A 23,845-nucleotide genomic window follows, 5' to 3' on the forward strand; every position below is an offset into this window, starting at 1 on the left:
AGCGCCCACCCGCGCATGCCCCAGGACGGCGCCGCGCGAACGTAAAAAAGCCCGCCGGCGCACGCAGAACGTGCGCGGCGGGCTCGATCCCCGATTTGGTGCGTCAGCGCCGCGGGCGCTGCGCGGGGGTCATGGATTCTCGAACAGCATCAGCCCGGCGGCCGTGTTCGAGATCGGGATGTGGTAGTTCGAGTGCAGCGCGGTCGCGCCCCCGTCCAGCGCGGCGCGCGTGATCAGCCACATCAGCAGTTCGATGCCCTGGGTGCCGGTTTTTTCCACCAGTTCGGCGTTGCTGTAGCGCGTGGCCCATTGCGGATCGGACGCCAGGCTGGCCATGAAACGCTGGTCGAAAGCCTTGTTGACGAAGCCGGCGCGCTCGCCGTCGAGCTGGTGCGACAGCCCGCCGGTGCCGATCACCACGACCCTGGCGTCGCTCTTCCACGACCGCAGCGCGCGGCCGATCGCCTCGCCGAACTTCCAGCAGCGCGCCGCGCTGGGCAGCGGGTACTGCACGGTGTTCACGCACACCGGCACGGTACGCACCGGCCACGCGCCGCGGCCGGGCCAGAGCATCGCCATCGGCAGCGTGAAGGCGTGGTCGACCAGCATTTCCTGGCAGGTGGTGATGTCGAACTCGTCGCCCACCAGCGACTCGATCAGGTGCCACGACAGGTCGACGTCGCCCTCGAAGGGCGGCAGCACCGGGATGCCCCAGCCCTCGTCGGCGTTGCGGTACTGCGGCGCCGCGCCGACCGCGAAGGTGGGCATCTTGTCGAGGAAGAAGTTCAGGCCGTGGTCGTTGTAGACCATCAGCGCCACGTCGGGCTTCAGCTCGGCGAGCCAGCGGTGCACGGCCGGGAAGCCGTCGAACCAGGGCTTGAAGTAGGCGTCTTCCTGGAGGTTGCGCGCGATGGCGCGGCCCAGCAGGGGCACGTGCGAGGTCATGATGCCGCCGACGATCTTCGCCATGATCAGGCCTCCCGCCGGGCCGCCCCAAGGGAGGCCTGCGCCCCCTCGGGGGGCTGCGAACGCAGTGAGCTTGCGGGCACCGTGTCTGCCCTCCCCGCTTCGAGCAGCCTGGCCTTGAAGGCGTCCTTGCTCATGCCGGTCTGCTGCGCGCCGATGTCCTGCATGTCCAGGCCGAAGATGCCGGCCAGCTTGGCGAGGTAGTAGGCGTTGCCGCCGGCGGCGATCATCGCCAGCACGTTGCGCGAGCGCACCGCCTCGCGCTGCGGCGGCGTGAGCCGGTAGCGCGCGCAGTAGCCGTCCTCGTCGCGCAGGAAGGCCTCGCGGTTGGCGGCGTCGTTGAACGAGAAGCACATCTTGTTCAGCGCGTAGCCCTTGCGGGCCGCCGCGCCGTCGAACAGCGTCGTGCCGGGAATCGAATGGCTCATGGGTTTGTCTCCTCGTCGAGCGGGTGATGCGTGAAGCGTGAGACCCGATTGGGCCGCGCTCCGCGCCGCCGGGCCTTGACCCGACTCAAGCTCGGCTCACGCTTTCGCGGGGCGGGCCAGCCACTCGCGCAGCGCGGCGTTCACCGCCTCGGGCCGCTCCATCGTGCTCATGTGGCCGCAGCGCTCGATCACCGCCAGCGTCGAGCCGGCGATGCGGGCGTGCATGAACTCGTGGCGCGCCGGCGGGCTCCAGGCATCGTCGCGGCCGCACAGCAGCAGCGTGGGCACGCCGATCGCCGCCAGCAGCGGCGCGGCGTCGCGGCGCGCCAGCAGCGCGGCGATCTGCGCCGCGAAGACCTCGACGCTGGCGCGCTCGAACATGTCGAGGATGGCGTCGAACAGCGGCGTGCCCAGCCGGCTCGTATGCACCATGCCCTGGGCCCATTCCTGCGCCATCGCGCGCAGGCCCCGCGCGCGCGCCAGGTCGAGCAGCGCGTGGCGGCCGGCGCGTTCACGCTCGCCGTCCGCGCCCGGCGCGAGCGGGTGGTACGAGGTGTCGAGCAGCGCGAGGCGCTCGATGCGCCGCGGCGCCTGCAAGCACATCTCGAAGGCGACGCGCCCGCCCATCGAATGCCCGGCCACCGCCAGCGGCCCGGGCGGCGCCTCGGCCAGCACCCGCGCGGCCATCGCGGCCAGCGAGTCCAGCGTGCCGTAGTGCGGCACCACGCACTCGTGCGTGGCCGAGAAGGCCTCGACCTGCGCCGTCCAGACGGCGCCGTCGCACATCAGGCCGGGCAGCAGCACGAGGGTCGGGCGCGGGCTCACGGCGTTCGGAACTCCTCGGTGTCGACGCCGGCCTGCGTCGCGGCGTCGTAGCGCGGGCCCGCGACGGTGCGCTGGTTGATCAGCGCGTCGAGCTGCGCCAGCGTCGAGGCCGACAGGCCGATCTCGGCCGCGCCGGCGTTGTCGCGCAGGTGCGCTATGCGGGTCGTGCCGGGAACCGCCAGCACGTGGTCGCCGCGCGCCAGCACCCAGGCCAGCGCGAGCTGCGCCGGCGTGCACTGCAAGCCCCGGGCGATGGCCGTGAAGCCGTCGAGCAGCTTCAGGTTGGCGGCGTAGTTGGCCGGCGCGAAACGCGGCATCGTGCGACGCAGGTCGCTCGCTTCGAGCGTGGACGGGTCGCGCAGCTCGCCGCCGAGGAAACCGCGCGCCAGCGGGCTGAAGGCGACGAAGGCGGCGCCGATCTCGCGGCAGGCCTGCAGCACCGCGATCTCCGGGTTGCGCGTCCACAGCGAGTACTCGGTCTGCACCGCGGCGATCGGGTGCACCGCGTGCGCGCGCCTGAGCGTCGCGGCGGACACCTCCGACAGCCCGATCGCGCGCACCTTGCCCTCGCGCACCAGATCGGCCAGCGCGCCGACGCTGTCCTCGATCGGCACCTTGCGGTCCCAGCGGTGCAGGTAGAACAGGTCGATGCGGTCGGTGCGCAGGCGCTTCAGGCTCTGCTCGCAGCTCCACTTCAGCGTCTCGGGCCGGCCGTCGACGACACGCTTGACGCCGCCACCGTCATCCACGCCGTGCAGCCCGCCCTTGCTGGCCAGCACGAAGGCCTCGCGGTGCGGCGCCAGCGTGCGGCCCAGCAAATCCTCGTTGGCGCCGAAGCCGTACAGCGCGGCGGTGTCGAAGAAGGTGATGCCGAGATCGAGCGCCGCGCGCAGCAGCGCCTGCGCGGCCTCCTGCGGCGGCGGCGCGCCGTAGGCATGGCTCAGGTTCATGCAGCCCAGCCCGATGGCCGAGGCCTCGAACGAGGCGATGCGCCGCGTCTTCACCGCCTCAGCCCTGCGCGAGCTGGCGCTCCAGGTCGTGCAGCACCTCGTAGCAGGGCAGCACCTGCGCCGCGCTGGCGTTGGGCTCGCGGCCCTCGCGGATCGCGGCGAAGAACTCGCGGTCCTGCAGCTCGATGCCGTTCATCGAGACGTCGACCTTGGAGACGTCGATCTTCCCGTCCTTGCCGTCGACCAGGTCGTCGTAGCGCGCGATGTAGGTGCCGCTGTCGCCGATGTAGCGGAAGAAGGTGCCCAGCGGGCCGTCGTTGTTGAACGAGAGCGATAGCGTGCAGATCGCGCCGTTGGCCGCCTTCAACTGGATGCTCATGTCCATCGCGATGCCCAGGTTCGGATGGATGGGCCCCTGCACCGCGTTCGCCTTCACGATCGGGCTGCGCGCCTGGTAGGCGAACAGGTCCACCGTGTGCGCCGCGTGGTGCCACAGCAGGTGGTCGGTCCAGCTTCGCGGCTGGCCGAGCGCGTTCATGTTCGTGCGGCGGAAGAAGTAGGTCTGCACGTCCATCTGCTGGATGTCGAACTCGCCGGCGACGATCTTCCTGCGCACCCACTGGTGGCTGGGGTTGAAGCGGCGCGTGTGGCCGCACATCGCCACCAGCCCGGTCTGCTTCTGCGTCTCGACCACCGCATAGGCGTCGCGCAGCGAGTCGGCCAGCGGGATCTCGGCCTGCACGTGCTTGCCGGCCTTCATGCAGGCGATCGCCTGCGCCGCGTGCATCTGCGTCGGCGTGCACAGGATCACCGCGTCCACGTCGGGCCGCGCCAGGCTCTCGGCGAGGTCGGTGGCGCAGTGGCCGATGCCGTACTTGGCCGCGGTTTCCCTGGTCTTCTCGATGTCGCGGCTGACCAGCGAGGTGACCTGCACGCCGGCTATCAGCTTGATCGCGTCGAGGTGCTTGATGCCGAAGGCGCCGGCGCCGGCCAGCGCGACGCGGATGGTCTTGCTCATGACTGCCCCTCGTCCGACGAGTACGTCGGCCGGTCCCCCGAGGGGACGCGGGCCGGCTTGGGAGCGGCCCGGCGCTCGGCCCGCCTCGAAGTATGCGAAAGATGCTTCATGCGTTCTCCAGAATCAGGTGCCCCACGGCGGTATTGCTCGCCGGCACGTGGAAGAAGCGGTGAGCCACGCGCGGCGGCTTGCCGCTGCCGGCCACATCCGACATCGCGCCACGCGCGATCAGCCACATCACCAGCTCGATGCCTTCCGAGCCGGCCTCGCGCACGTAGTCGATGTGCGGCATGGCGGCGAGGTCGGCCGGGTCGGCGATCAGGCGGTCGAGGAAGCGGTTGTCCCACTCGGCGTTGATCAGTCCGGCGCGCGCGCCCTGCAACTGGTGGCTCATGCCGCCGGTGCCCCAGATCTGCACGCGCAAAGGCTCGTCGTAGCTCTCCACCGCGCGGCGGATCGCCTGGCCGAGCATGAAGCAGCGCCTGCCCGAGGGCACCGGGTACTGCACCACGTTCACCGCGAAGGGGATCACCGGGCAGGGCCAGGCCTGCGGCTGGCCGCACATCAGGCTCAGCGGCACGGTCAGGCCGTGGTCCACGTCCATCCTGTTGACGATGGTGAGGTCGAAGTCGTCCTGGATCACGCTCTGCGCGATGTGCGAGGCGAGCTCCGGGTGGCCGATCACCTTGGGCACCGGGCGCGCGCCGTAACCCTCGTCGGCGGGCTGGAACTCGGCCGCGCAGCCGATCGCGAAGGTCGGGATCAACTCCAGGCTGAAGGCGGTGGCGTGGTCGTTGTAGACGAGGAAGATCACGTCGGGCGTGTTGTCCTTCATCCACTGCTTGGAGAACTCGTAGCCCTTGAACAGCGGCTGCCAGTAGGGCTCGCCGGCCTTGCCCAGGTCGATGGCCGCGCCGATGGCCGGCACGTGCGAGGTGTAGACGGAAGCGGTGATGCGCGCCATGGTCAAGCCTTGTTCCTTCCCGCCGCGCCCTGCGGCTGGCGATGCGCCTGCGCGTCGCCGTCCTCGCCGATCGCGCGGTTGCCCTCGGGCGACCGCCCGCCCTTGATCATCATGTCGCGGTACTCCTCTTCGGTCATGCCCGTCATGCTGCCGGCCATCTGCTGGAAGCTCTTGCCGTCGGTGGCGCCGATCTTGGCCAGGAAGTAGATGTTGCCGCCCAGCGCGATGCAGCGGTTCAGGTCGCGCGCCAGCACGGCGAGCTTCTGCTCCTCGGTCATCGCCCATTCGTCGAGGTAGGCGCGCTCGTTCGCCTTGAAGCGCGCGCGGTTCTCGGCCTTCATCAAGCTCATGCAGAACTGGTTCAGCCAGTAGCCTTTGCGCGACTGCTCGGCGTCGAAGATCGTCGTGCCGGGGATGTTCTTGTAGGGTTTGTGCAGTGCCATCAGCGTTCCTCCGGCCAGTACAGGCGCATCGGGTTGTCGACCAAGAGCTTGCGTCGCAGCTCGGCCGTAGGCGCGATGTGCGGGATGAAATCGACCAGCAGCCCGTCGTCGGGCATGTGGTTCTTCAGGTTCGGGTGCGGCCAGTCGGTGCCCCACAGCACACGATCCGGAAAGGTCTCGACGATGCGGCGCGCGAACGGGATCACGTCGCGGTAGGCGTGGCGCTCGCCGTTCAAGGCCGGCGGGCCCGAGACCGACAGCCGCTCGGGGCACGACACCTTGCTCCACACGTTCGGGTACTCGCGCATGAACTTCACGAACAGCTCGAACTGCGGCCCGTCCACCGGCAGGCTCACGTCGGGCCGGCCCATGTGGTCGACCACCACCGTGGTCGGCAGGCTGGTGAAGAAGTCCCACAGTTCGGGCAGGTCGACCGCCTCGAAATAGATCACCACGTGCCAGCCGAGCCTGGCGATGCGCCCGGCGATCTCCATCAGCTCGTCCTTGGGCGTGAAGTCGACCAGGCGCTTGACGAAGTTGAAGCGCACGCCGCGCACGCCGGCGGCGTGCAGGGCGTGCAGTTCCGCGTCGCTCACGCTGCGCCGGACGGTCGCCACGCCGCGCGCCTTGCCGTTCGAGGCGAGGCAGGCGTCGACCATCGCGCTGTTGTCGGCGCCATGGCAGGTGGCCTGCACGATCACGTTGCGCGCGAAGCCGAGGTGGTCGCGCAAGGCGAAGAGCTGCGCCTTGCTCGCATCGCAGGGCGTGTACTTGCGCTCGGGCGCGAAGGGGAATTCGGCGCCGGGGCCGAACACGTGGCAGTGCGCGTCGACGCTGCCGGGCGGCAGCTCGAATCGCGGCTTGGACGGGCCGGCGTACCAGTCCAGCCAGCCGGGGGTCTTCTCGAAGGTCATGGCTTGTCGTCTCGTTGCAGGATGCGATCGGCTTCGACGCGCCAGTCCGCGCTGCGCGCGAACGCCGCGGTGCCGCGCGCACCGAACAGCCCGGCGTCGGCCAGCTCGGCCACCCAGGCCTGGCGTTCGGCGGTGCCGGCGGCGCTCCAGGGTTCGAGGCCGGCCTCGCGCACCGTCTCGGCCACCTCGCGCACTTCCTCGCTGCGGCGCCGGCCGTGCTCGATCACGCGCTGGAAGAAGTAGGCGGCCTGCTTCTCCCAGTCGATCGCGGGGAAGGTTTCTTTCAGCGACGCGATCACCGCGTCTTCGACGCCGTAGTGGCGCGCGGCGGTGAAGCTCTCGATGACCATCGCCTCCAGGCCCTTGATCATCACGCTGCGGCACATCTTGGTGGCGCTGGCGACGCCGAGCTTGTCGCTGGCCACCTTGGCGGCGAAGCCGAGCGTGTTCAGCAGCGGCACCAGCGCCGCCGCATCCGGCCCGCCGAGCAGCAGCGGCACCTGGATGCGGTAAGGCGGCACCGAGGTCATCACCGCGCCTTCGACGTAGCGGCCGCCGGCGGCGTTGACGATCTCCGCCGCGCGGCACTTCGCCCCCGGCGAGGCGGAGTTGAAATCGAGGAAGAACGCGCCCGGCGGCACGCCCGCCGCGCAGGTCTGCGCCACCGGCACGGCCTGGCTGGCGGTGACGGCGGAGACGATCAGTTCGGCGCCGCGCACCGCCTCGGCCGGCGAGGCGGCCAGCGCCACGCCGTGCTGCGCCGCATGCGCGCGCATCGTGTCGCCGCTCTCGCCGGCGAGCTTCAGGTCGAAGGCGGCGACGGTTTCGCCGCGCGCGCGCAGGTCTTCGGCCAGGATCTTCCCGACCTCGCCATACCCGATGAGGCAGATGTTCATCGCAGCTTCAGTCGATGTACTTCAAGCCCGCCTTGGCCAGCGGCTCGCGCATCTTGTACATGTCCAACCCGAGCACGCCGGAGGCGAGCTTGGCGCGCTTCTCGCCCTCGTTGGCCTCGCGCGCCGCGGCGGCTTCGAGCGTCTTCGCGGCCAGGCCGCGCGGCACGCACACCACGCCGTCGTCGTCGGCGACGATCACGTCGCCCGGCGTCACCAGCATGCCCGCGCACACCAGCGGAATGTTCACCGAACCCAGCGTCGCCTTGATCGTGCCCTTGCTGCTGATCGCCTTGCTCCACACCGGGAAGCCCATCTCGTGCAGCGTCTTCACGTCGCGCACGCCGGCGTCGATCACCAGCGCGCGCGCGCCGCGCGCCATGAAGCTGGTGGCGAGCAGGTCGCCGAAGTAGCCGTCGCTGCACTCGGCGGTGACGGCGGCCACGACGATGTCGCCCGGCCGGATCTGCTCGGCCACGACGTGCATCATCCAGTTGTCACCCGGCTGCAGCAGCACCGTCACCGCGGTGCCCGATACCTGCGCGCCCGGGTAGATCGGGCGCATGTAGGGCTTGAGCAGGCCGACGCGGCCCATCGCCTCGTGCACCGTGGCCGAACCGAACTTCGCCAGACCGTCGGCAACCGCCGAATCCGCCCGCTGGATGTTGCGATAGACAACGCCGAGTTCGTACATCTCACTTCCCCTTCTTCTTCAAGGCGGCGTCGAGGCGCGGATAGACGCGCCGCGCATTGCCTTCGTAGATCTGCTGCTTCTGCGCCGGCGTGAGCAGCGTGCTCGCCTCGATGTAGCGCTTGGTGTCGTCGTAGTAGTGGCCCGTCTCCGGGTCGACGCCGCGCACCGCGCCGATCATCTCGCTGGCGAACAGGATGTTGTCCACCGGGATCACCTTGGTCAGCAGGTCGATGCCCGGCTGGTGGTACACGCAGGTGTCGAAGAAGATGTTCTTCAGCAGGTGCTCTTTCAGCAGCGGCTTCTTCAGCTCCTGCGCCAGCCCGCGGTAGCGCCCCCAGTGGTAGGGCGCGGCGCCGCCGCCGTGCGGGATCACGAACTTCAGCGTCGGGAAGTCCTTGAACAGGTCGCCCTGGATCAGTTGCATCACCGCGGTGGTGTCGGCGTTGATGTAGTGCGCGCCGGTGGTGTGGAAGCAGGCGTTGCACGAGGTGCTGACGTGGATCATCGCCGGGATGTCGTACTCGACCATCTTCTCGTAGATCGGGTACCAGTGGCGGTCGGTCAGCGGCGGCTCCTTCCAGTGCCCGCCCGAGGGGTCGGGGTTCAGGTTGATCGCCACGTTGCCGTATTGCTGGACGCACTTCACCAGTTCGGGAATGCAGGTCTTCGGATCGACGCCCGGGCTCTGCGGCAGCATCGCGGCGGGGATGAAGTGATCGGGGAAGAGCTGCGCCACGCGGTGGCAGAGTTCGTTGCAGATCGCCGCCCAGGTGCTGGACACCTCGAAGTCGCCGATGTGGTGCGCCATGAAGCTGGCGCGCGGGCTGAACACCGTGAGGTCGCTGCCGCGCTCGCGCATCTTGGCGAGCTGGTTGGTCTCTATCGTCTCGCGGATCTCGTCGTCGGAGAGCTTCAGCTCGCTCGCCTTGGGCTTCTGCGCCGGGTCCGCGATGCCGGCGATCTGGCGGTTGCGCCACGCCTCCAGCGCCTTGGGCGCGGTGGTGTAGTGGCCGTGGATGTCGATGATCATCGGGATGCTCCTGGGGATTCGTTGCTCAGGCCGGTTCCATGCCCTGGCGGCGCTTGGCCTGCGCGGTCTCGGCCGAGGCGAAGAAGGCCAGCAGCGCACGCGCCGCCTCGGGCTGCGCCGAGGCGGCGCAGACGCCGGCGGAAAAGACGGTGTCGATGGCGATGGCGACGGGCAGGTCGCCGACGAGGTCGATGTCTTGCAGGTGGATCAGCTCCGAGCGCTGCTGGAAGCCCAGCGCCACCTCGCCGCCGGCCACCAGCGAGCCCACCGGCACGCCGGCGCGCGCCTGCACCAGCCGGCCTTCGAGCTGCCGCGTGATGCCCCAACGCTCGAACAGCGCGAGCAGCGCCGTGCCGCTCGGGCCGGTGGAATAGCCGATGCTCGGCGCGGCCAGCACGGCCGCCTTCACGGCGGCTTCGCTGGACAGGTCGGGCCGCGCCGCGCCGGAGCGCACCGCGACGGCCACGCCGGAATGCACCAGATCGACCACGCTGCCGGCCAGCACACGCCCGGCGTCGGCGAGCCTGGAGATCGCGTCCGAGGCCAGCACCACCACGTCGAAGGCCTCGCCCGCCTGAACGCGCTTGGCCGCATCGACGCCGCCCACCGATTCGATCGCCACCTCGACGCCGCTGCGCCGCGCGTAGGCAGCCGCCAACTCGGCCAGCAGCGCGCGCGTGGCCATCGAGGAAATTCCGGTCAGGCAAGCCATGCCGGATTCTGCGGCGCGCCCGCGGCGCGACCCTAGCCGCTCACCGGCTAGCAGCTATCGCATCCTGTTATGGACGACCGGCGTCGCGACGCTGCCCAGCACCAGTTCGCGCAGCAGCCGCGAGGCCTTCTCCAGCAGCGGCGTGGCCGGCTTGTGCGCCGACACCGCGATGCACAGCGCGCTGCGCAGCACGCTCTCGGCCAGCGGCCGCATGCGGAACGCCACCGCCTGGCCCGAGGCCGCGATCGCGCTGGGCGCCAGCACCGCATGGCCGTGGCCGCTGCGCACCAGTTCCAGGATCGCGCTGACGCTGGACACCTCGTAGGCGATGTTCAGCTTCAGCCCGGCCAGCGCGGCCTGGGTTTCGAGCAGCTTGCGGATCGCATGGCTGGGCTCGGGCAGCACCAGCGGCAGCGTCGCCAGTTCGGTGAAAGGCAGCGGCGGCGGCGCCTTGCGCGCCGGGCCCTTCGTCGTGCCTTTCGTGGCGCTTTTTGCGGCGCTGACCAGGCACAGCGGCTCGTCGAGCACGTGCAGCGTCTCGATGGCCGGGTTCGCGTCGGGGTTGTGGATCAGCCCGAGGTCGACGCGCCCGGTCGAGATCCACTCGACGATGTGCGCCGACAGGCCCTCGACGATGGCCAGCCGCGCGCGCGGCAGGTGCTGCTTGAAGGCGTCGACCAGCGGCAGCGTCAGCATGCGGCCCATGCTCGGCGGCAGGCCGATGACGATGCGGCCGGTGGCCTCGCCGCGGTTCGCGCTGATGTCCTCGCGCGCGTGCGCCACGAGCTGCAGGATGCTCACCGCGTGGTCGTACAGGCGCTTGCCGGCCTCGGTGAGCAGCACGCCGCGGCCGGTGCGCTGCAAGAGCGTCACGCGCAGGTCGGTTTCGAGCAGGCGCACCTGGCGGCTCAGCGCGGGCTGCGCCACGTCCAGCTCGATGGCGGCCTTGCTGAAGCTGCCCATCTCGGCAACCCGGACGAAATAGCGCAACTGGGTGAGGTTCATGCGTGCGAAGGCCTTGCGGCGACTGTAGCGCACCCCCTTCGTGGTGCCCTCTCGCAGCGCCCGCGCGGGGGACAGACACGCGCGGCGCGGCTTCGAAGAATGGCCGCCATGTCGCTCGCCCTCGTCCACAGCCGCGCGCTCGATGCGCTGCGCTCGCCGCCCGTCACCGTCGAGGTGCACCTGGCCAACGGCCTGCCGAGCGTCACGCTGGTCGGCCTGGCCGACACCGAGGTCAAGGAGGCGCGCGAGCGTGTGCGCGCCGCGCTGCAGACCAGCGGGCTGCAGTGGCCCGCCAACCGGCGCATCACGGTCAATCTCGCGCCGGCCGATCTGCCCAAGGAGTCGGGGCGCTTCGACCTGCCGATCGCCATCGGCATCCTCGCCGCCAGCGGACAGTTGGATGCGGACAAGCTCGATGCCTTCGAGTTCGCCGGTGAGCTGTCATTGGCCGGCGAACTGCGCCCGGTGCGCGGCGCGCTGGCGATGGCGCTGGCCGCGGCGCACGAGGGCCGCGAGGCGCGGCGCGCAATGGTGCTGCCGGCCGACAGCGCCGCGCAGGCCGCGCGCGTGGCCGGCGTGCGCGTGCTCGCGGCGGCGCACCTGCTCGACGTGGTGCGTGCCTTGCAGCCAGGCGATGCGGCCGAGCCTTTGCCGCCGGCACGGCCTCTGGACGACGACACGCCGCCGCAACGCCCCGACCTGCGCGACGTGAAGGGCCAGGCCGGCGCCAAGCGCGCGCTGGAGATTGCCGCCGCGGGCGGCCACGGCGTGCTGATGGTGGGTCCGCCGGGCAGCGGCAAGTCGATGCTGGCGCAGCGCTTCGCCTCGCTGCTGCCGCCGCTGACGCACGACGAGGCGATCGAATCCGCCGCGCTGCTCAGCCTCACCGCGCACGGCGCGGCGCAGCGCTGGGGCGAGCGGCCGTTTCGCGCGCCGCACCACAGCGCCTCGGCGCCCGCGCTGGTGGGCGGCGGCTCGCCGCCGCGGCCGGGCGAGATCTCGCTGGCGCACCACGGCGTGCTGTTCCTCGACGAGTTGCCCGAGTACCCGCGCAGCGCGCTCGAAGCGCTGCGCGAGCCGCTGGAAACCGGCCGCGTGACGATCTCGCGCGCCGCGCGGCAAAGCGACTTCCCAGCGCGCTTCCAACTCGTCGCGGCGATGAACCCCTGCCCCTGCGGGCACCTGGGCAGCCTGTTGCAGAGCTGCCGCTGCACGCCCGACGAAGCGGCGCGCTACCAGGGCCGGCTGAGCGGCCCGCTGCTGGACCGCATCGACCTGCAGGTGGAAGTGCCGACCGTGCCGCTGGCCGCCTTGAGCAACGCGCCCGACGGCGAGCCGAGCGCCGCCGTCGCCGCGCGCGCGGCCGCGGCGCGCGAGCGCGCCTTGCGGCGCCAGGGCGTGCTCAACCACGCGCTGGCCGGCGAGGCGCTGGAGCGCCACGCCGCGCTCGATGCGGCGGGTGCGAAGTTGCTGGAAGGTGCGGCGCAGCGCCTGGGCTGGTCGGCGCGCGGCTACCACCGCACGCTGCGCGTGGCGCGCAGCATCGCCGACCTGGCCGGCAGCGAGGCGATCACGCCGGCCGCGCTGGCCGAAGCGATCCAGTACCGGCGCCTGCTGGTGACGCGCTGAGCTTCAGCCCTGCTGCGAAGCCGGCAGCGCGCGCAGCCGGCCGCCTTCGACGACGACCCGTTCGCCGATGCGCGCCGCGGCGGCCTGCTCGACGCTGCGCAGCGAGCCGTCGTCCATGCGCACCTTGACGACGTGCACCGTGGTGCTCTTGGCGCGCTTCTCGATCTCGTGGCCGGCCACGCCGCCGCCGACGGCGCCCAGCACCGTCATCGCCTTGCGGCCGTTGCCCTTGCCGACCTGGTTGCCGACCACCGCGCCGAGCACACCACCGGCCACCGCACCGGCGCCGCTGGCCTGGCCCTTGCGCGTGACGGCCTGCACCGACTCGACCACGCCGCAGTCCTGGCAGACCGTGGCCGGCGCCGCCGCGGCGAGCTTGGGCACGGGTTTCGCCGGCTGGGCCGGCGCCTCGTTGGCCGGCACGGCTTGCGCCACCGGCGCGGGCAGGCCCTTGTTCACCAGCATGCCGGCGCCGGCGGCCAGCGACGCGGCGCCGAGGATGCCGGCGATCAGCCAGACGGTGCGCGAAGGCGTGCCGCCGTTCGGCGCCACGGCGCCGGGCGAGGGGTCGATGTTCGTGCTCATCGGGTTTCCCGTCAGGTCGGGTTCATGAACCCGAGGTCGCGCGTCGAGAAGTTCTTCAGGTTCGGAAACACGTCGAGCAACTGGCTGTCGCTGAGCCCGAACCACTTGCCGAGCGTCGCGCCGAGCTGGTCGACCGCCGTGGTCGGCAGCAGCGCGCCGTTGCCGAGCTGGTCGGGGCTGCTGTCGAAGTTGTTGTTGTTGGCGTTCTTGGTGCCGTAGACCGGGAAGGTGCCGTACAGGTCGCCGCCGCGCACCGCGCCGCCGGCCACGAAGTGGTGCGCACCCCAGCCGTGGTCGGTGCCGTCGCCGTTGCTGGTGAAGGTGCGGCCGAAGTCGCTGGCGGTGAAGGTCGTCACCTGGTTGCGCAGGCCCAAGGCGCCCAGCGTGTCGTCGAAGTAGCGCAGGCCGTGCGCGAGCCGCGCCATCAGTTGCGCGTGGTTGACGTTCTGCGCATCGTGCGTGTCGAAACCGCCCATGCTGACGAAGAACACCTGGCGCTTGGCGCCGACGTCGGCGCTGCCGCTGGCCTGGATGATGCGCGCCACCACCTGGAGCTGCTGCGCGAGCGGGTTGGTGATGGTGTTGCCGGTGTTGTTCGGGTCGTTGTAGCGCAGCTTGGGGTCGTTGGCCGAGTTGTAGGCGGCGTTGCCGGCCGGCGGCGTGCCGAACGGCGCCTGGCCGGCCGGCGCGAGCGCGTTGCGCAGCAGCGACTCGGCCTGCAGCGAACGCGCCGCCACCGCGGAGATGTCGGTCTCCAGCAGGTGCCCGCCGCGCGTGGTCTGCACGATGCGCTCCATCGCCTGGCCCACCGCCGTCGAGCCGTAGATCTGGCCGGCCCCGTTGGTGCCCATGCGGATCGCGCCGTTGCTGCTCACCTGGTAGGGGCGCACGTCGTTGCCCGACAGCCAGACGGCGTTGCCGCCGGCGCTGATGGAGGTGAACACCGAGCGCGAGTTCATCGAGGCGAGCAGGTCGCCCATGCGCCCGCCCCAGCCCACCGTCGCGCCCTCGGGCAGGAACGACTGCCAGGTGTTCTGCTGGTCGTTGTGCGAGAACAGGCTGGCCGGCCGGGGATGCGAGGCCTGGCCGTACTGCGCCTTGTTGGTCGGCAGCACCAGCGGGCCGACGTTGGGCAGAACCGCCAGGCGCTTGTCGGTGTTGAACATCGTCTGCAAGGTGCCCATCGCCGGGTGCAGCGCGAAGCTGCGGCCCTGGGCGCGCGCCGGCGCCAGCGCCAGCGCGCCGCCGAGCCGGGCCGGCGAGCCGATCGCCGCGCCGGCGTTGGCCGCGACGCCCGGCGCCAGCAGCGCGATCGAGTCGGGCGCCTGGTTGCGCAAGGCGGAGTAGTTGGCGAACGAGGTGGCATCGGTGGGCAGCACCATGTTGATGCTGTCGTTGCCGCCGAACAGGAAGATGCAGACGATCGCCTTGTAGTCGGAGGCGGTCTGCGCCGCCGCCGTGCCGATCGCCGACAGGTTCAGCGCCAGCGGACCGCCCGCCGCGCCCAGCGCCGACATCACGCCGGCGTGGCGCAGGAACAGCCGGCGCGATGCGTTCATCGTGCTCATGGAATGTTTCCCCCCGCTCATTTCTGCACTTGGAATTCGGGCGACACCATCGTCAGGAACACCGCCGCGTTGACGCGGTTGCGCTTGGCGTTGGTGATCTGCGCCTGGTTGCTGCCGCTGCTGTTGAGCTGCGGAACGGCGATGGCGCCGACCGCGTCGACGATCTCTTTCTTCAGCAGCTCGGGCATGCCCCCGTTGGCCCCCTCGCCGGGCATCAGCTTGCTGGCCACCTTCTGCACCAGCTCGTCCGGCTTGTCGGCCAGCGCCAGCTCGGCGGTGAAATCGGGCTGCAGGTCGCGGCGCGTGACCTGCGCGCCGTTGACCGTCACGGGGCCGCTGGCGCCGAAGCCTTGCGAGATGCCGTCGCGCAGGTAGTTGACGTAGCCGGCCGCGCTGGTTTCCTGCGCCAGCGCCATCTCGGGCGCCACCAGTCCGGCGGCGGCGGCCTGCGTGCCCGGCGCCACGTAGCCGGGGCGGTAGAAGTTGAAGACGCTCGGCGAGCGCATCACCGTCTGGCCGAGCGAGCTGCCGGCGGCGTCGGTGTTGCCGATGCGGAAGCGCCCCGAGTCCGACGCGTAGCCGTAGGCGCGCAGCAGCGTCGACAGGCGCAGGATGGGCTCGCGCAGCTTGCCGCTGCGGTCGCTGGCCTGGCGCGCCTCGGGATGCAGCAGCACCGCCTTGAGCACCGCCTTCATGTCGCCGCGCACGCCCGAGCCGTTGTTGTTGAACGCCGCGGCCACCGCGGACACGTAGGCCGGGCTCGGGTTGCTGGTGACCAGGCGCTGGATGAGCTGCCGGCCGATGAAGGGCCCGACGTTCGGGTGGTTCGCCAGCGCGTCCAGCCCGGCCTTCAGGCTGGCCGCCGGGTCGGCCGTGCCCTGCGCGGGGATGGTGGTGCCGAGGAAGCGCTTCTCCTCGGTGGCGTGGAACTGCGGGTAGCCGACCATCGGCTTGGTCCAGCGCTCGGGGTCGCTGACGCCGCCCAGCGCGCCGTTGTTGAAGCAGTTGTTCGACAGGTCGGCGCAGGCCCAGCTGAAGCCGGTGAAAACCTTCGCGAGGCCGGCGATGTCGTCCGGGCCGTAGGTGTCCCGGGGCGCGCCGTTGACCTGCTTGACCGAACCGTCGTTGTTCAACTCGACCAGGCCGATGGCGAAGAGCTGCATCACCTCGCGTGCGTAGTTCTCGTCGGGCACGCGGCCGGTGCGGACGTCTGCCTTGCGGTTGCGGATGCTGGTCAGGTAGGTGCCCATCAGCGGATGCAGCGACACCGACTCGAGCAGTTCGCGGTAGGTGGTCGTGCCCTTCTCGCCCAGCAGGTCGAGGTATTGCGCCACCGCGCGCGGCTGGTTGCCGACGTTGCCGTCGGCCAGCGAGATCACGAAGATCTGCGACAGCGCGAAGGCCAGGCGCTGGCGCAACTGGTCGTCGCCGGTCAGCGCGTGGCGCCAGAAGGCGTTGTAGACGCCGTCGGCGCCGATGCTGGCGTTGGCATTGGTCGGGTCGGCGGCCTTCACCGCGGTGTTCTGCGCGTCCCAGAAGGCGCGGTTCGAGCTGGGCGGGCGGGCCAACTGGTCGTCGATCCAGCCGCGGAAGCCGAGCTTCATCACGCGGTCGATCTCGGCCTCGGTGGGCCCGAAGCTGGCCTGGGCCAGGAAGTGCGCCGCCTCGGCGCGCGAGGCCGGCTGGTCGTCCTCGTCTTCCTTCGAGCCGCCGCAAGCGGCGAGCGCGAGCACCAGCGCGGCGGCCAGTGCCGTGGCGGCGCGCCGCCCCGCGAACAAGGCGGGGGCGGCCGGGGTCGGCATCCTCATGTTGTTTCTCCCTGAGCGGACTTGTTTGTCGCGGCACGGCATGCAGTGGTCGTGCCATACGAAACAAGGCGATTTTTGGCGCCGTGGTGACAGGGCATGTCGCCAAAACGCGGCAATCGACGCAGTTCTTTACACGTCGATGCACTATCGCCGCGGCTTGTCGCGGCGCGCGGCGCGCCCGGCGGCGGCGCGGATCAACGATTGCAACCGCGTGTGCGGGCGCTCGCGGTCTTCAGAGCAGCGAAGCGAGCGAACGCTTCACCACGTCCGCGTCGAGCGCGCTGCGCGCCGCCCAGTCGGCGAGCTGGTCCTCACCGACCTTGCCGACGTTGAAGTACGTCGCCTCGGGGTGGGCGAGGTAGAAGCCGCTGACGCTGGCCGCCGGCGTCATCGCCAGGCTCTCGGTCAACTGCATGCCGACGTCGGCGCACTGCAGCACGCGGAACATGTCGCGCTTGACGCTGTGGTCGGGGCAGGCCGGGTAGCCCGGCGCCGGGCGGATGCCGCGGTAGCGCTCGGCGATCAGCTCGGCGTTGTCGAACCGCTCGTCGGGGGCGTAGGCCCAGAACTCGGTGCGCACGCGCTGGTGCAGCCGCTCGGCGAAGGCTTCGGCCAGGCGGTCGGCCAGCGCCTTGATCATGATCGCGCTGTAGTCGTCGTGGTCGTCGAGGAACAGCTTCTCCTTGCGCTCGACGCCGATGCCGGCGGTGACGGCGAACAGGCCCACGTAGTCGAGCTTGCCGCTGTCGCGCGGCGCGACGAAGTCGGCCAGGCAGCGGTTCGGCCGCATCACGCCGTCGACCACCGGGCGCTCGCTCTGCATGCGCAGGCCGCGCCAGGTCATCAGCACCTGCTCGCGCGACGCGTCGGCGTAGATCTCGATGTCGTCGTCGCCAACGGTGTTGGCCGGGTACAACCCGATCACGCCGTTGGCGGTGAGCCAGCGGCCCTCGATCAGCCGGCGCAACATGCGCTGGCCGTCGGAGAGCACGCGGCGCGCCGACTCGCCGACGATGTCGTCGGTGAGGATGGCCGGATAGGGGCCGGCCAGGTCCCAGGTCTGGAAGAACGGGCCCCAGTCGATCGCCTGCGCGATCTCGGCCAGGTCCTGGTTGCGCAGGACGCGCCGGCCGGTGAACTTGGGCGCCGGCGGCGTGTAGGCGGCCCAGTCGATCGGCGTCTTGTTGGCGCGCGCCTGCGCGAGCGTCACCAGCGGCGTGGCCTTCCTGCCGGCGTGCTGGGCGCGCACGCGCTCGTAGTCGGCCTTCAGCTCCTCGATGAAGGCCGCCGCGCGGCCGTCGGACAGCAGCTCGGAGCACACGCCCACCGAGCGGCTCGCGTCGGGCACGTAGACCACCGGGCCGTCGTAGTGCGGCGAGATCTTCACCGCGGTGTGCACGCGGCTGGTGGTGGCGCCGCCGATCAGCAGCGGGATCTTCCTGACGCGGAAGAACTCGTCGCGCTGCATCTCGGCGGCGACGTACTGCATCTCCTCGAGGCTGGGCGTGATCAGGCCCGACAGGCCGATGATGTCGGCGCCCTCGACCTTGGCGCGCGCCAGGATGTCCTGGCACGGCACCATCACGCCCATGTTCACCACCTCGAAGTTGTTGCACTGGAGCACGACGGTGACGATGTTCTTGCCGATGTCGTGCACGTCGCCCTTGACGGTGGCGATGACGATCTTGCCCTTGGCCTTGACGTCGCCGCCGGCGTCGGCCATGGCCTTCTTCTCGGCCTCGATGTAGGGCAGCAGGTGGGCCACCGCCTGCTTCATCACGCGCGCGCTCTTGACCACCTGCGGCAGGAACATCTTGCCCTGGCCGAACAGGTCGCCGACCACGTTCATGCCGGCCATCAGCGGGCCTTCGATGACGTGCAGCGGGCGCCCGCCGCCGGCCCGGATGGCCTGCCAGGCCTCCTCGGTGTCCTCGACGATGAAGTCGGTGATGCCGTGCACCAGCGCGTGGCTCAGCCGCTCGTCCACCGTGCCGGCGCGCCAGGCCAGGCGCGCCGAGTCGTCGCGCGCGGCGCCCTTGGCGCGCTCGGCGATCTCCACCAGCCGCTCGCTGGCATCCTTGCGGCGATTCAGCACCACGTCCTCGACGCGCTCGCGCAGCTCGGCGTCGAGGTCGTCGTAGACGCCGACCATGCCGGCGTTGACGATGCCCATGTCCATGCCCGCCTTGATCGCGTGGTACAGGAACACGGTGTGGATGGCCTCGCGCACCGGGTCGTTGCCGCGGAAGCTGAAGCTCACGTTGCTGACGCCGCCCGACACCTTGGCGCCCGGCAGGTTCTGCTTGATCCAGCGTGTCGCCTCGATGAAGTCGACCGCGTAGTTGTCGTGCTCCTCGATGCCGGTGGCGATCGCGAAGATGTTGGGGTCGAAGATGATGTCCTCGGGCGCGAAGCCGACCTCGTCGACCAGGATGCGGTAGGCGCGTTCGCAGATCTCGATCTTGCGCCGGTAGGTGTCGGCCTGGCCGGTCTCGTCGAAGGCCATCACCACCGCCGCCGCGCCGTAGCGCCGCACCAGCGTCGCCTGGCGCTTGAAGGGCTCGACACCCTCCTTCAGCGAGATCGAGTTGACGATGCCCTTGCCCTGGATGCATTGCAGGCCGGCCTCGATCACCTCCCACTTCGAGCTGTCGACCATGATGGGCACGCGCGCGATCTCGGGCTCGCCGGCGATCAGGTTCAGGAAGCGCACCATCGCGGCCTTGCTGTCGAGCATGGCCTCGTCCATGTTGATGTCGATGACCTGCGCGCCGTTCTCGACCTGCTGGCGCGCCACCGACAGCGCCTCCTCGAAGCGGCCGGCGAGGATCATGCGCGCGAAAGCCTTGGAGCCGGTGACGTTGGTGCGCTCGCCGATGTTCACGAACAGCGTGCCGGCGCCGATCTCCACCGGCTCGAGGCCGGAGAGCTTCATCGGGGGGACGGAGGAAGTGGTCATTGCGGCGGCTCCTGCGGGCGCAAATTGTAGGATGCGGGCATGCTGACGACCCCTCGCATCCTCGGCGCGGCCCTGCTCCTGCTGCTGGGCGCCTGCTCGCTGCCCAAGACGACGGCGCCGCCGGTGCCGCCGCCGGTCGCCGCCGCGCCCCAGCCGGCCGCGCCGGCCGGCGCCTGGGTGTGGTCGGGCCCGCTCGAATCGGCCGGCACGCGGCTGCGCGGTTCGCTCGGCGGCGCCGCCGAGGTGTCGCAGACCAGCGACCAGCGGCTGTGGATCGCGCTGCCCGTCGAAACCGCCTTCGCCGCCGGCCGCAGCGCGGTGACGCCCGCCGCCGGCGCCTGGCTCGACCAGATCGCCGCCGCGCTGCGCGGCCTGCCGCGCGCCCAGGTGCAGATCGTCGGCCCGGCCGACCCGCGCGGCGGCGGCCAGAACCTGGCGGTCGACCGCGCCGCCAGCGCGCGCGACTGGATGGTGATGCGCGGCGTGCCGCCGCCGCGCATGGCGGTGTCGGGCCCGGCCGCGCGCGGCCGCGGCGTGGCCGCCGACGGGCGGCTGCACATCCTGGTCGGCGAGCGCGGCGCGCCCTGACAGGCGCGCCCGCTCAGGCGGCCTGCAAGGCGCCGAACAGGCTCGCGCCGCAGCAGCGCGGCTGGTAGCGCGACACGCGCTGCGCGATCTCGGCGATGTGCTCCGGCGTGGTGCCGCAGCAGCCGCCGGCGATGTTCAGGAAGCCCGAGGCCGCGAACTCCTCCAGCAGCGCGCCGGTGATCGCCGGCGTCTCGTCGAAGCCGGTCTCGCTCATCGGGTTGGGCAGGCCGGCGTTCGGGTAGCAACTGATGAAGGTGTCGCCCGCCACGCGCGCCAGTTCCTCGATGTAGGGGCGCATCAGCGTCGCGCCGAGCGCGCAGTTCAGGCCGACGGCGATCGGCCGCGCGTGGCGCACGCTGTGCCAGAAGGCGGTAACGGTCTGGCCGGAGAGGATGCGCCCCGAGGCGTCGGTGACGGTGCCCGAGACGATCACCGGCAATCGCTCGCCGCTGTCTTCCATCAGCTCGTCGAGCGCGAAGATCGCCGCCTTGGCGTTGAGCGTGTCGAACACCGTCTCGACCAGGAACAGGTCGGCGCCGCCCTCGAGCAGCCCTTCGGCCTGCTCGCGGTAGGCCGCGCGCAGTTCGTCGAACGTGACGTTGCGCGCCGCCGGGTCGTTCACGTCGGGGCTGATGCTGGCGGTGCGCGGCGTCGGCCCGAGCGCGCCGGCCACGAAGCGCGGCCTGTCGGGCGTGGCCGCCGCGTCGCAGGCCGCGCGCGCCAGGCGCGCCGCCGCCAGGTTCATCTCGCGCGCCAGCGCGCCCAGGCCGTAGTCGTCCTGCGCGATGCGCGTGGCGCCGAAGGTGTTGGTCTCGATGATGTCGGCACCGGCGGCGAGGTACTGGGCGTGGATCTCGGCGATCACGTCGGGCCGCGTGAACTGCAGCAGCTCGTTGTTGCCCTTCAGGTCCTTCGGATGGTCGCGGAAGCGCTCGCCGCGGTAGTCGGCCTCGCCGAGCTTGTAGCGCTGGATCATCGTGCCCATCGCGCCGTCGAGCACGACGATGCGCCGCGAGAGCATCTCGGGCAGTGCGGCGGCGCGGGTGTAGGCGGGCGGCGTCATCCGCGCATTCTACGAACGCGCGCCCTGGCCTCCATTGCACTCTATTGCACGAAGCCGATCCCGCGCCGCTGCCGCACCTCGGGCTTGACGCGGTGCTCGGCCTCGAGCTGCGACAGGAACTCGTCGGCCTCGAACACCTCGCCGAGCACGTCGACCTGGCGCTTCACCGCGGCGAAGTCGCCCGGCGCCAGCAGCTCGAGCGCGCGCAGGCGCTTGCGCTGCTCGTCGGTGAAGGCGGCGGCGTCGCCGTCCAGCGCCTCGGCGACGAACATGCGCTCGCGCTGCCCGGCGTCCAGCGGCTTGAACTGGATCTTGAAGGTGAAGCGGCGCAGCGCGGCTTCGTCCAGCTCGTGGAACAGGTTGGTGGTGCAGACGAAGACGCCGGCGTAGCGCTCCATGCCCTGCAGCATCTCGTTGACCTCGCTGACCTCGTAGTTGCGCTCGGCCAGCCGCCGGCTGCGCAGGAAGCTGTCGGCCTCGTCGAGCAGCAGCACGGCCTGCTCGGACTCGGCCTCCTCGAACATCTTGGCCATGTTCTGCTCGGTCTCGCCGACGAACTTGCTGACCAGGTCGCTGGCCTGGCGGATCATCAGCGGGCGGCGCAGCTCGGCGGCGATGTGCTCGGCCAGCGCGGTCTTGCCGGTACCCGGCGGGCCGTAGAAGCACAGCGTGCCGAAGCCCTTGCGGCGCAGCGCCTCGACGATCTTCGGGATCTCGAAGCGCGACTCGGTGTTCACGAGCGAGAGGTCGTAGCGCGTCACCACGCGGCGCGCGCCGCGCTCGCGCTCGCCCTGGCCCAGCGCCTTGTCGGCGTTGAGCAACTGGCGCTCGATCAGCGCCTCGGTGGCGTCGCCGCCCTCCCCGCCGGCCAGCCGCGCGAACTTCACCGCGGTGCGGATCTGCGCCGGCGTCAGCCCCTTGCGCTCGGCCAGCCGCGCCGCGAAGCCCTCGGCCACCGCCACGCCCTCGAGCGCGCGCGCCACCAGCGCCTCGCGCGCGCCGGGCGGCGGGCTCTTCAGCTCGAGGTGGTACTGGAAGCGGCGCCGGAAGGCGAGGTCGATCTGCTCGATGCGGTTGGTCACCCAGATCACCGGCACCGGGTTGCTCTCCAGGATCTGGTTGACCCAGGCCTTGCCGCTGACGCTGCCGGTGGGCGCGCCGTCGCCGCTGTCGATGCGCGCCATCAGTTGCGCGGCATCGGTGGAGATCGGCGGGAACACGTCCTCCACCTCGTCGAACAGCAGCGCGACGCGCTCGCTGCCCTTGAGGAACACCTGGCTGATCTGCAGCGAGCGGTAACGGTCGCGGCCCGACAGCGAGTTGCCGTCGCGGTCGGCGTACTCGACCTCGTACAGCTCCAGCCCGGCGGCCTGCGCGGCCACCTTGGCCAGCTCGGTCTTGCCGGTGCCCGGCGGGCCGTAGAGCAGGATGTTGACGCCCGGCTCGCGGCGCGACACCGCGCTCTTGAGCAGCGCGCTCATCATGCGGCAGTCGTCGGCCACGTAGTGGAAGTCGGCCGGCGTCAGCTCGCTGCGCGCCGCCGGCCGCGTGAACACCGCCATCAGGTCGGCCGGGCCCTCGTACTCGCGCATCAGCACCGGCGGGAGCTGCTCGCTGACCTTCATCAGGTCGGCGAGGTCGGTGATGTTGTGCTCCGAGATCAGGTTCTCGACCATGCCGATGCGCTCCAGGCGCGAGCCGGCGCGCAGCGCCTCGGCCACGTCGCCCTCGTCGACGCCGGCCACGCGCGCGATCGCCGCGTAGGCCTCGCGCGCGTTGCTGACCTTGAACTCGACCAGCAGCCCGCGCAGGTCGCGCTGGTAGCGCGCCAGCGTGCCGTACAGCAGCAGCGCGCGCTCGGCGGCGTTGAGCTGCAGCAGCCCGGCGAGCGCGTCGATGTTCTTCTCGACCAGCGTCGACTGCTTCTTCAGGCTGCGCTCCAGCCACTCGGCGGTGGCGCCGAGCACGAGCAGCAGGTCCTTGGGGGCGTCCTTGACGTATTCGTCGAGGTAGAAGAACAGCGTGCCCTCCTCGTAGGGGCCGCGCCAGGCGCCGTGGCGCTCGATGAACTGCGCGTCGGACAGCGCCGCGTGGCCGCGCCACTGGTCGTTGGCGCGGCAGCGCTGGTCGAGGAAGTCGCGCACGCGGCGCAGCACCGCGGCCGGCCACACGAGGTGCCGGCCGGTCAGCGCGAGCAGGCTGTTCCAGTCGCGCCGCGGGTTGAAGCGGCCGGCCTGCGCCAGCGTCAGCGCGAGCACGAAGTGCGAGCACATGCGGTCCAGCACCGGGGCTTCGTTCAGCCCCGGCGAGAGCACCGCTCGGCCTTCACCGGCGCTGCGGCCCAGCTTCCCCATCGCGCACCTCCTGCGGTGGCGCCACCTCGGCGCACGGGGACCATAACGCAGAAGTCGGCCGCGCGTCGACCGCTTGCCGACACGGACCGCGGGGACAAGCACCCGCCGCGGCCGGCGGGCGGGGCCGGATCAGTGCAGCACCAGCGGCTGCTGCGAGAGCACGGCGAAGCGCTCGATGAAGGCGTCCATCTCGTCTTCCGTCGTCGGGCCGGTCTCGATCAGCTTCTGCACGCCCTGCTTGAAACTTTCCGCCAGCGCGCCGTGGATGAAAATCTCCTTGCGCGCGAATTTGTCGACGATCTCGTAGCCGCCGCGCGTCAACACGCCTTCGCCTTCCTGCGGCGTAACGTCGAACGAGACGACGGCGAAGCTGTCCGAGTTGTAGAGCATCTGCATGAAGGGACTCTCCTGCCAGCGCAGTTGGGTCCGGCCGCGCCGACTTCAAGCCC

General features: G+C 71.0%; 21 protein-coding genes and 1 pseudogene. 2 read left to right on the plus strand and 20 right to left on the minus strand.

Translation table 11 applies throughout. The features are described from left to right. Positions 1-129: 129 nt before the first annotated feature. The 13 genes and pseudogenes from QM792_RS00745 to QM792_RS00805 form a co-directional block, all read right to left on the minus strand. Complete coding sequence (locus QM792_RS00745; protein WP_415147260.1) at positions 130-969, minus strand: class III extradiol dioxygenase family protein; 840 nt, start codon at positions 967-969, stop codon at positions 130-132. Positions 970-1,064: 95 nt separating this feature from the next. Beyond that, positions 1,065-1,394: pseudogene (locus QM792_RS00750) on the minus strand (protocatechuate 4,5-dioxygenase subunit alpha); the annotation flags it as partial. A gap of 96 nt (positions 1,395-1,490) precedes the next feature. After that, positions 1,491-2,219 (minus strand): alpha/beta fold hydrolase, encoded by a 729-nt coding sequence (locus QM792_RS00755; RefSeq protein ID WP_415147261.1) that lies wholly within the window; start codon positions 2,217-2,219, stop codon positions 1,491-1,493. Then, positions 2,216-3,223, minus strand: coding sequence for an aldo/keto reductase (locus QM792_RS00760; protein ID WP_415147262.1), 1,008 nt, complete (start codon positions 3,221-3,223; stop codon positions 2,216-2,218). Before QM792_RS00760 ends, QM792_RS00755 begins: the two co-directional genes overlap by 4 nt. 4 nt (positions 3,224-3,227) lie before the next feature. Beyond that, complete coding sequence (locus QM792_RS00765) at positions 3,228-4,187, minus strand: Gfo/Idh/MocA family oxidoreductase (RefSeq protein ID WP_415147263.1); 960 nt, start codon at positions 4,185-4,187, stop codon at positions 3,228-3,230. A 106-nt stretch (positions 4,188-4,293) separates the two neighbouring features. Next, positions 4,294-5,151 (minus strand): class III extradiol dioxygenase subunit beta, encoded by an 858-nt coding sequence (locus QM792_RS00770; RefSeq protein WP_415147264.1) that lies wholly within the window; start codon positions 5,149-5,151, stop codon positions 4,294-4,296. Positions 5,152-5,153: 2 nt separating this feature from the next. Then, entirely contained in the window at positions 5,154-5,594 is a 441-nt protein-coding gene (ligA, locus tag QM792_RS00775) for a protocatechuate 4,5-dioxygenase subunit alpha (RefSeq protein WP_415147265.1), read from the minus strand. Next, a complete protein-coding gene (locus QM792_RS00780) occupies positions 5,594-6,508 on the minus strand; it encodes an amidohydrolase family protein (RefSeq protein ID WP_415147266.1) in 915 nt (304 codons plus the stop codon). Before QM792_RS00780 ends, ligA begins: the two co-directional genes overlap by 1 nt. Continuing rightward, on the minus strand, positions 6,505-7,404 hold the full coding sequence (locus tag QM792_RS00785; protein ID WP_415147267.1) for a DUF1932 domain-containing protein: 900 nt from the start codon (positions 7,402-7,404) through the stop codon (positions 6,505-6,507). The genes QM792_RS00780 and QM792_RS00785 overlap by 4 nt, the downstream gene beginning before the upstream one ends. Positions 7,405-7,411: 7 nt before the next feature. Beyond that, positions 7,412-8,095 (minus strand): 4-carboxy-4-hydroxy-2-oxoadipate aldolase/oxaloacetate decarboxylase, encoded by a 684-nt coding sequence (ligK, locus tag QM792_RS00790; protein ID WP_415147268.1) that lies wholly within the window; start codon positions 8,093-8,095, stop codon positions 7,412-7,414. A 1-nt stretch (position 8,096) separates the two neighbouring features. Then, entirely contained in the window at positions 8,097-9,125 is a 1,029-nt protein-coding gene (locus QM792_RS00795) for an amidohydrolase family protein (protein WP_415147269.1), read from the minus strand. Positions 9,126-9,150: 25 nt separating this feature from the next. Beyond that, on the minus strand, positions 9,151-9,837 hold the full coding sequence (locus QM792_RS00800) for a substrate-binding domain-containing protein (RefSeq protein WP_415147270.1): 687 nt from the start codon (positions 9,835-9,837) through the stop codon (positions 9,151-9,153). Between the two features lie 54 nt (positions 9,838-9,891). After that, positions 9,892-10,842 carry a LysR family transcriptional regulator gene (locus QM792_RS00805; RefSeq protein WP_415147271.1) on the minus strand — a complete coding sequence of 317 codons (951 nt, stop codon included), beginning with the start codon at positions 10,840-10,842 and terminating at the stop codon, positions 9,892-9,894. Between the two features lie 108 nt (positions 10,843-10,950). Here QM792_RS00805 and QM792_RS00810 point away from each other — a divergent pair, with 108 nt between their 5' ends. After that, positions 10,951-12,471, plus strand: a complete 1,521-nt coding sequence (locus QM792_RS00810; protein ID WP_415147272.1) for a YifB family Mg chelatase-like AAA ATPase — start codon at positions 10,951-10,953, stop codon at positions 12,469-12,471. 3 nt (positions 12,472-12,474) lie between these two features. Here QM792_RS00810 and QM792_RS00815 read toward each other — a convergent pair whose 3' ends face one another. The 4 genes from QM792_RS00815 to metH all read right to left on the minus strand — a co-directional run bounded on the left by QM792_RS00815 (position 12,475) and on the right by metH (position 19,367). After that, a complete protein-coding gene (locus tag QM792_RS00815) occupies positions 12,475-13,056 on the minus strand; it encodes a glycine zipper 2TM domain-containing protein (protein ID WP_415147273.1) in 582 nt (193 codons plus the stop codon). An 11-nt stretch (positions 13,057-13,067) separates the two neighbouring features. Next, complete coding sequence (locus QM792_RS00820; protein ID WP_415147274.1) at positions 13,068-14,624, minus strand: DUF1501 domain-containing protein; 1,557 nt, start codon at positions 14,622-14,624, stop codon at positions 13,068-13,070. A 17-nt stretch (positions 14,625-14,641) separates the two neighbouring features. Then, positions 14,642-16,432 (minus strand): DUF1800 domain-containing protein, encoded by a 1,791-nt coding sequence (locus QM792_RS00825; protein ID WP_415147275.1) that lies wholly within the window; start codon positions 16,430-16,432, stop codon positions 14,642-14,644. 232 nt (positions 16,433-16,664) lie between these two features. Continuing rightward, positions 16,665-19,367 (minus strand): methionine synthase, encoded by a 2,703-nt coding sequence (gene metH, locus QM792_RS00830; RefSeq protein ID WP_415147276.1) that lies wholly within the window; start codon positions 19,365-19,367, stop codon positions 16,665-16,667. Positions 19,368-19,430: 63 nt separating this feature from the next. On the opposite strand from metH, the gene QM792_RS00835 reads away from it, so the two are divergent. After that, positions 19,431-19,979, plus strand: a complete 549-nt coding sequence (locus tag QM792_RS00835) for an OmpA family protein (RefSeq protein ID WP_415147277.1) — start codon at positions 19,431-19,433, stop codon at positions 19,977-19,979. Between the two features lie 13 nt (positions 19,980-19,992). On the opposite strand, the gene QM792_RS00840 is transcribed toward QM792_RS00835, so the two are convergent. The 3 genes from QM792_RS00840 to QM792_RS00850 all read right to left on the minus strand — a co-directional run bounded on the left by QM792_RS00840 (position 19,993) and on the right by QM792_RS00850 (position 23,792). After that, on the minus strand, positions 19,993-21,042 hold the full coding sequence (locus tag QM792_RS00840; protein ID WP_415147278.1) for a homocysteine S-methyltransferase family protein: 1,050 nt from the start codon (positions 21,040-21,042) through the stop codon (positions 19,993-19,995). Between the two features lie 41 nt (positions 21,043-21,083). Continuing rightward, positions 21,084-23,396 (minus strand): ATP-binding protein, encoded by a 2,313-nt coding sequence (locus QM792_RS00845; RefSeq protein ID WP_415147279.1) that lies wholly within the window; start codon positions 23,394-23,396, stop codon positions 21,084-21,086. Between the two features lie 129 nt (positions 23,397-23,525). Beyond that, entirely contained in the window at positions 23,526-23,792 is a 267-nt protein-coding gene (locus tag QM792_RS00850; RefSeq protein WP_415147280.1) for a DUF3567 domain-containing protein, read from the minus strand. Between the last annotated feature and the right edge of the window lie 53 nt (positions 23,793-23,845).

Origin of the sequence: Piscinibacter sp. (assembly GCF_047600445.1) — a bacterium.
Lineage (GTDB): Bacteria > Pseudomonadota > Gammaproteobacteria > Burkholderiales > Burkholderiaceae_C > Piscinibacter.

What these genes read in the sequence shown, in the direction of transcription:
- QM792_RS00770 (WP_415147264.1), bottom strand. Translation starts at nt 5,151, where the DNA reads ATGGCGCGCATCACCGCTTCCGTCTACACCTCGCACGTGCCGGCCATC.
- QM792_RS00785 (WP_415147267.1), bottom strand. Translation starts at nt 7,404, where the DNA reads ATGAACATCTGCCTCATCGGGTATGGCGAGGTCGGGAAGATCCTGGCC.
- metH (WP_415147276.1), bottom strand. Translation starts at nt 19,367, where the DNA reads ATGAAGCTCTCCGGCCTCGAGCCGGTGGAGATCGGCGCCGGCACGCTG.
- QM792_RS00765 (WP_415147263.1), bottom strand. Translation starts at nt 4,187, where the DNA reads ATGAGCAAGACCATCCGCGTCGCGCTGGCCGGCGCCGGCGCCTTCGGC.
- ligA (WP_415147265.1), bottom strand. Translation starts at nt 5,594, where the DNA reads ATGGCACTGCACAAACCCTACAAGAACATCCCCGGCACGACGATCTTC.
- QM792_RS00820 (WP_415147274.1), bottom strand. Translation starts at nt 14,624, where the DNA reads ATGAGCACGATGAACGCATCGCGCCGGCTGTTCCTGCGCCACGCCGGC.
- QM792_RS00810 (WP_415147272.1), top strand. Translation starts at nt 10,951, where the DNA reads ATGTCGCTCGCCCTCGTCCACAGCCGCGCGCTCGATGCGCTGCGCTCG.
- QM792_RS00850 (WP_415147280.1), bottom strand. Translation starts at nt 23,792, where the DNA reads ATGCAGATGCTCTACAACTCGGACAGCTTCGCCGTCGTCTCGTTCGAC.
- QM792_RS00795 (WP_415147269.1), bottom strand. Translation starts at nt 9,125, where the DNA reads ATGATCATCGACATCCACGGCCACTACACCACCGCGCCCAAGGCGCTG.
- QM792_RS00825 (WP_415147275.1), bottom strand. Translation starts at nt 16,432, where the DNA reads ATGAGGATGCCGACCCCGGCCGCCCCCGCCTTGTTCGCGGGGCGGCGC.
- QM792_RS00780 (WP_415147266.1), bottom strand. Translation starts at nt 6,508, where the DNA reads ATGACCTTCGAGAAGACCCCCGGCTGGCTGGACTGGTACGCCGGCCCG.
- QM792_RS00745 (WP_415147260.1), bottom strand. Translation starts at nt 969, where the DNA reads ATGGCGAAGATCGTCGGCGGCATCATGACCTCGCACGTGCCCCTGCTG.
- QM792_RS00835 (WP_415147277.1), top strand. Translation starts at nt 19,431, where the DNA reads ATGCTGACGACCCCTCGCATCCTCGGCGCGGCCCTGCTCCTGCTGCTG.
- ligK (WP_415147268.1), bottom strand. Translation starts at nt 8,095, where the DNA reads ATGTACGAACTCGGCGTTGTCTATCGCAACATCCAGCGGGCGGATTCG.
- QM792_RS00805 (WP_415147271.1), bottom strand. Translation starts at nt 10,842, where the DNA reads ATGAACCTCACCCAGTTGCGCTATTTCGTCCGGGTTGCCGAGATGGGC.
- QM792_RS00815 (WP_415147273.1), bottom strand. Translation starts at nt 13,056, where the DNA reads ATGAGCACGAACATCGACCCCTCGCCCGGCGCCGTGGCGCCGAACGGC.
- QM792_RS00845 (WP_415147279.1), bottom strand. Translation starts at nt 23,396, where the DNA reads ATGGGGAAGCTGGGCCGCAGCGCCGGTGAAGGCCGAGCGGTGCTCTCG.
- QM792_RS00800 (WP_415147270.1), bottom strand. Translation starts at nt 9,837, where the DNA reads ATGGCTTGCCTGACCGGAATTTCCTCGATGGCCACGCGCGCGCTGCTG.
- QM792_RS00840 (WP_415147278.1), bottom strand. Translation starts at nt 21,042, where the DNA reads ATGACGCCGCCCGCCTACACCCGCGCCGCCGCACTGCCCGAGATGCTC.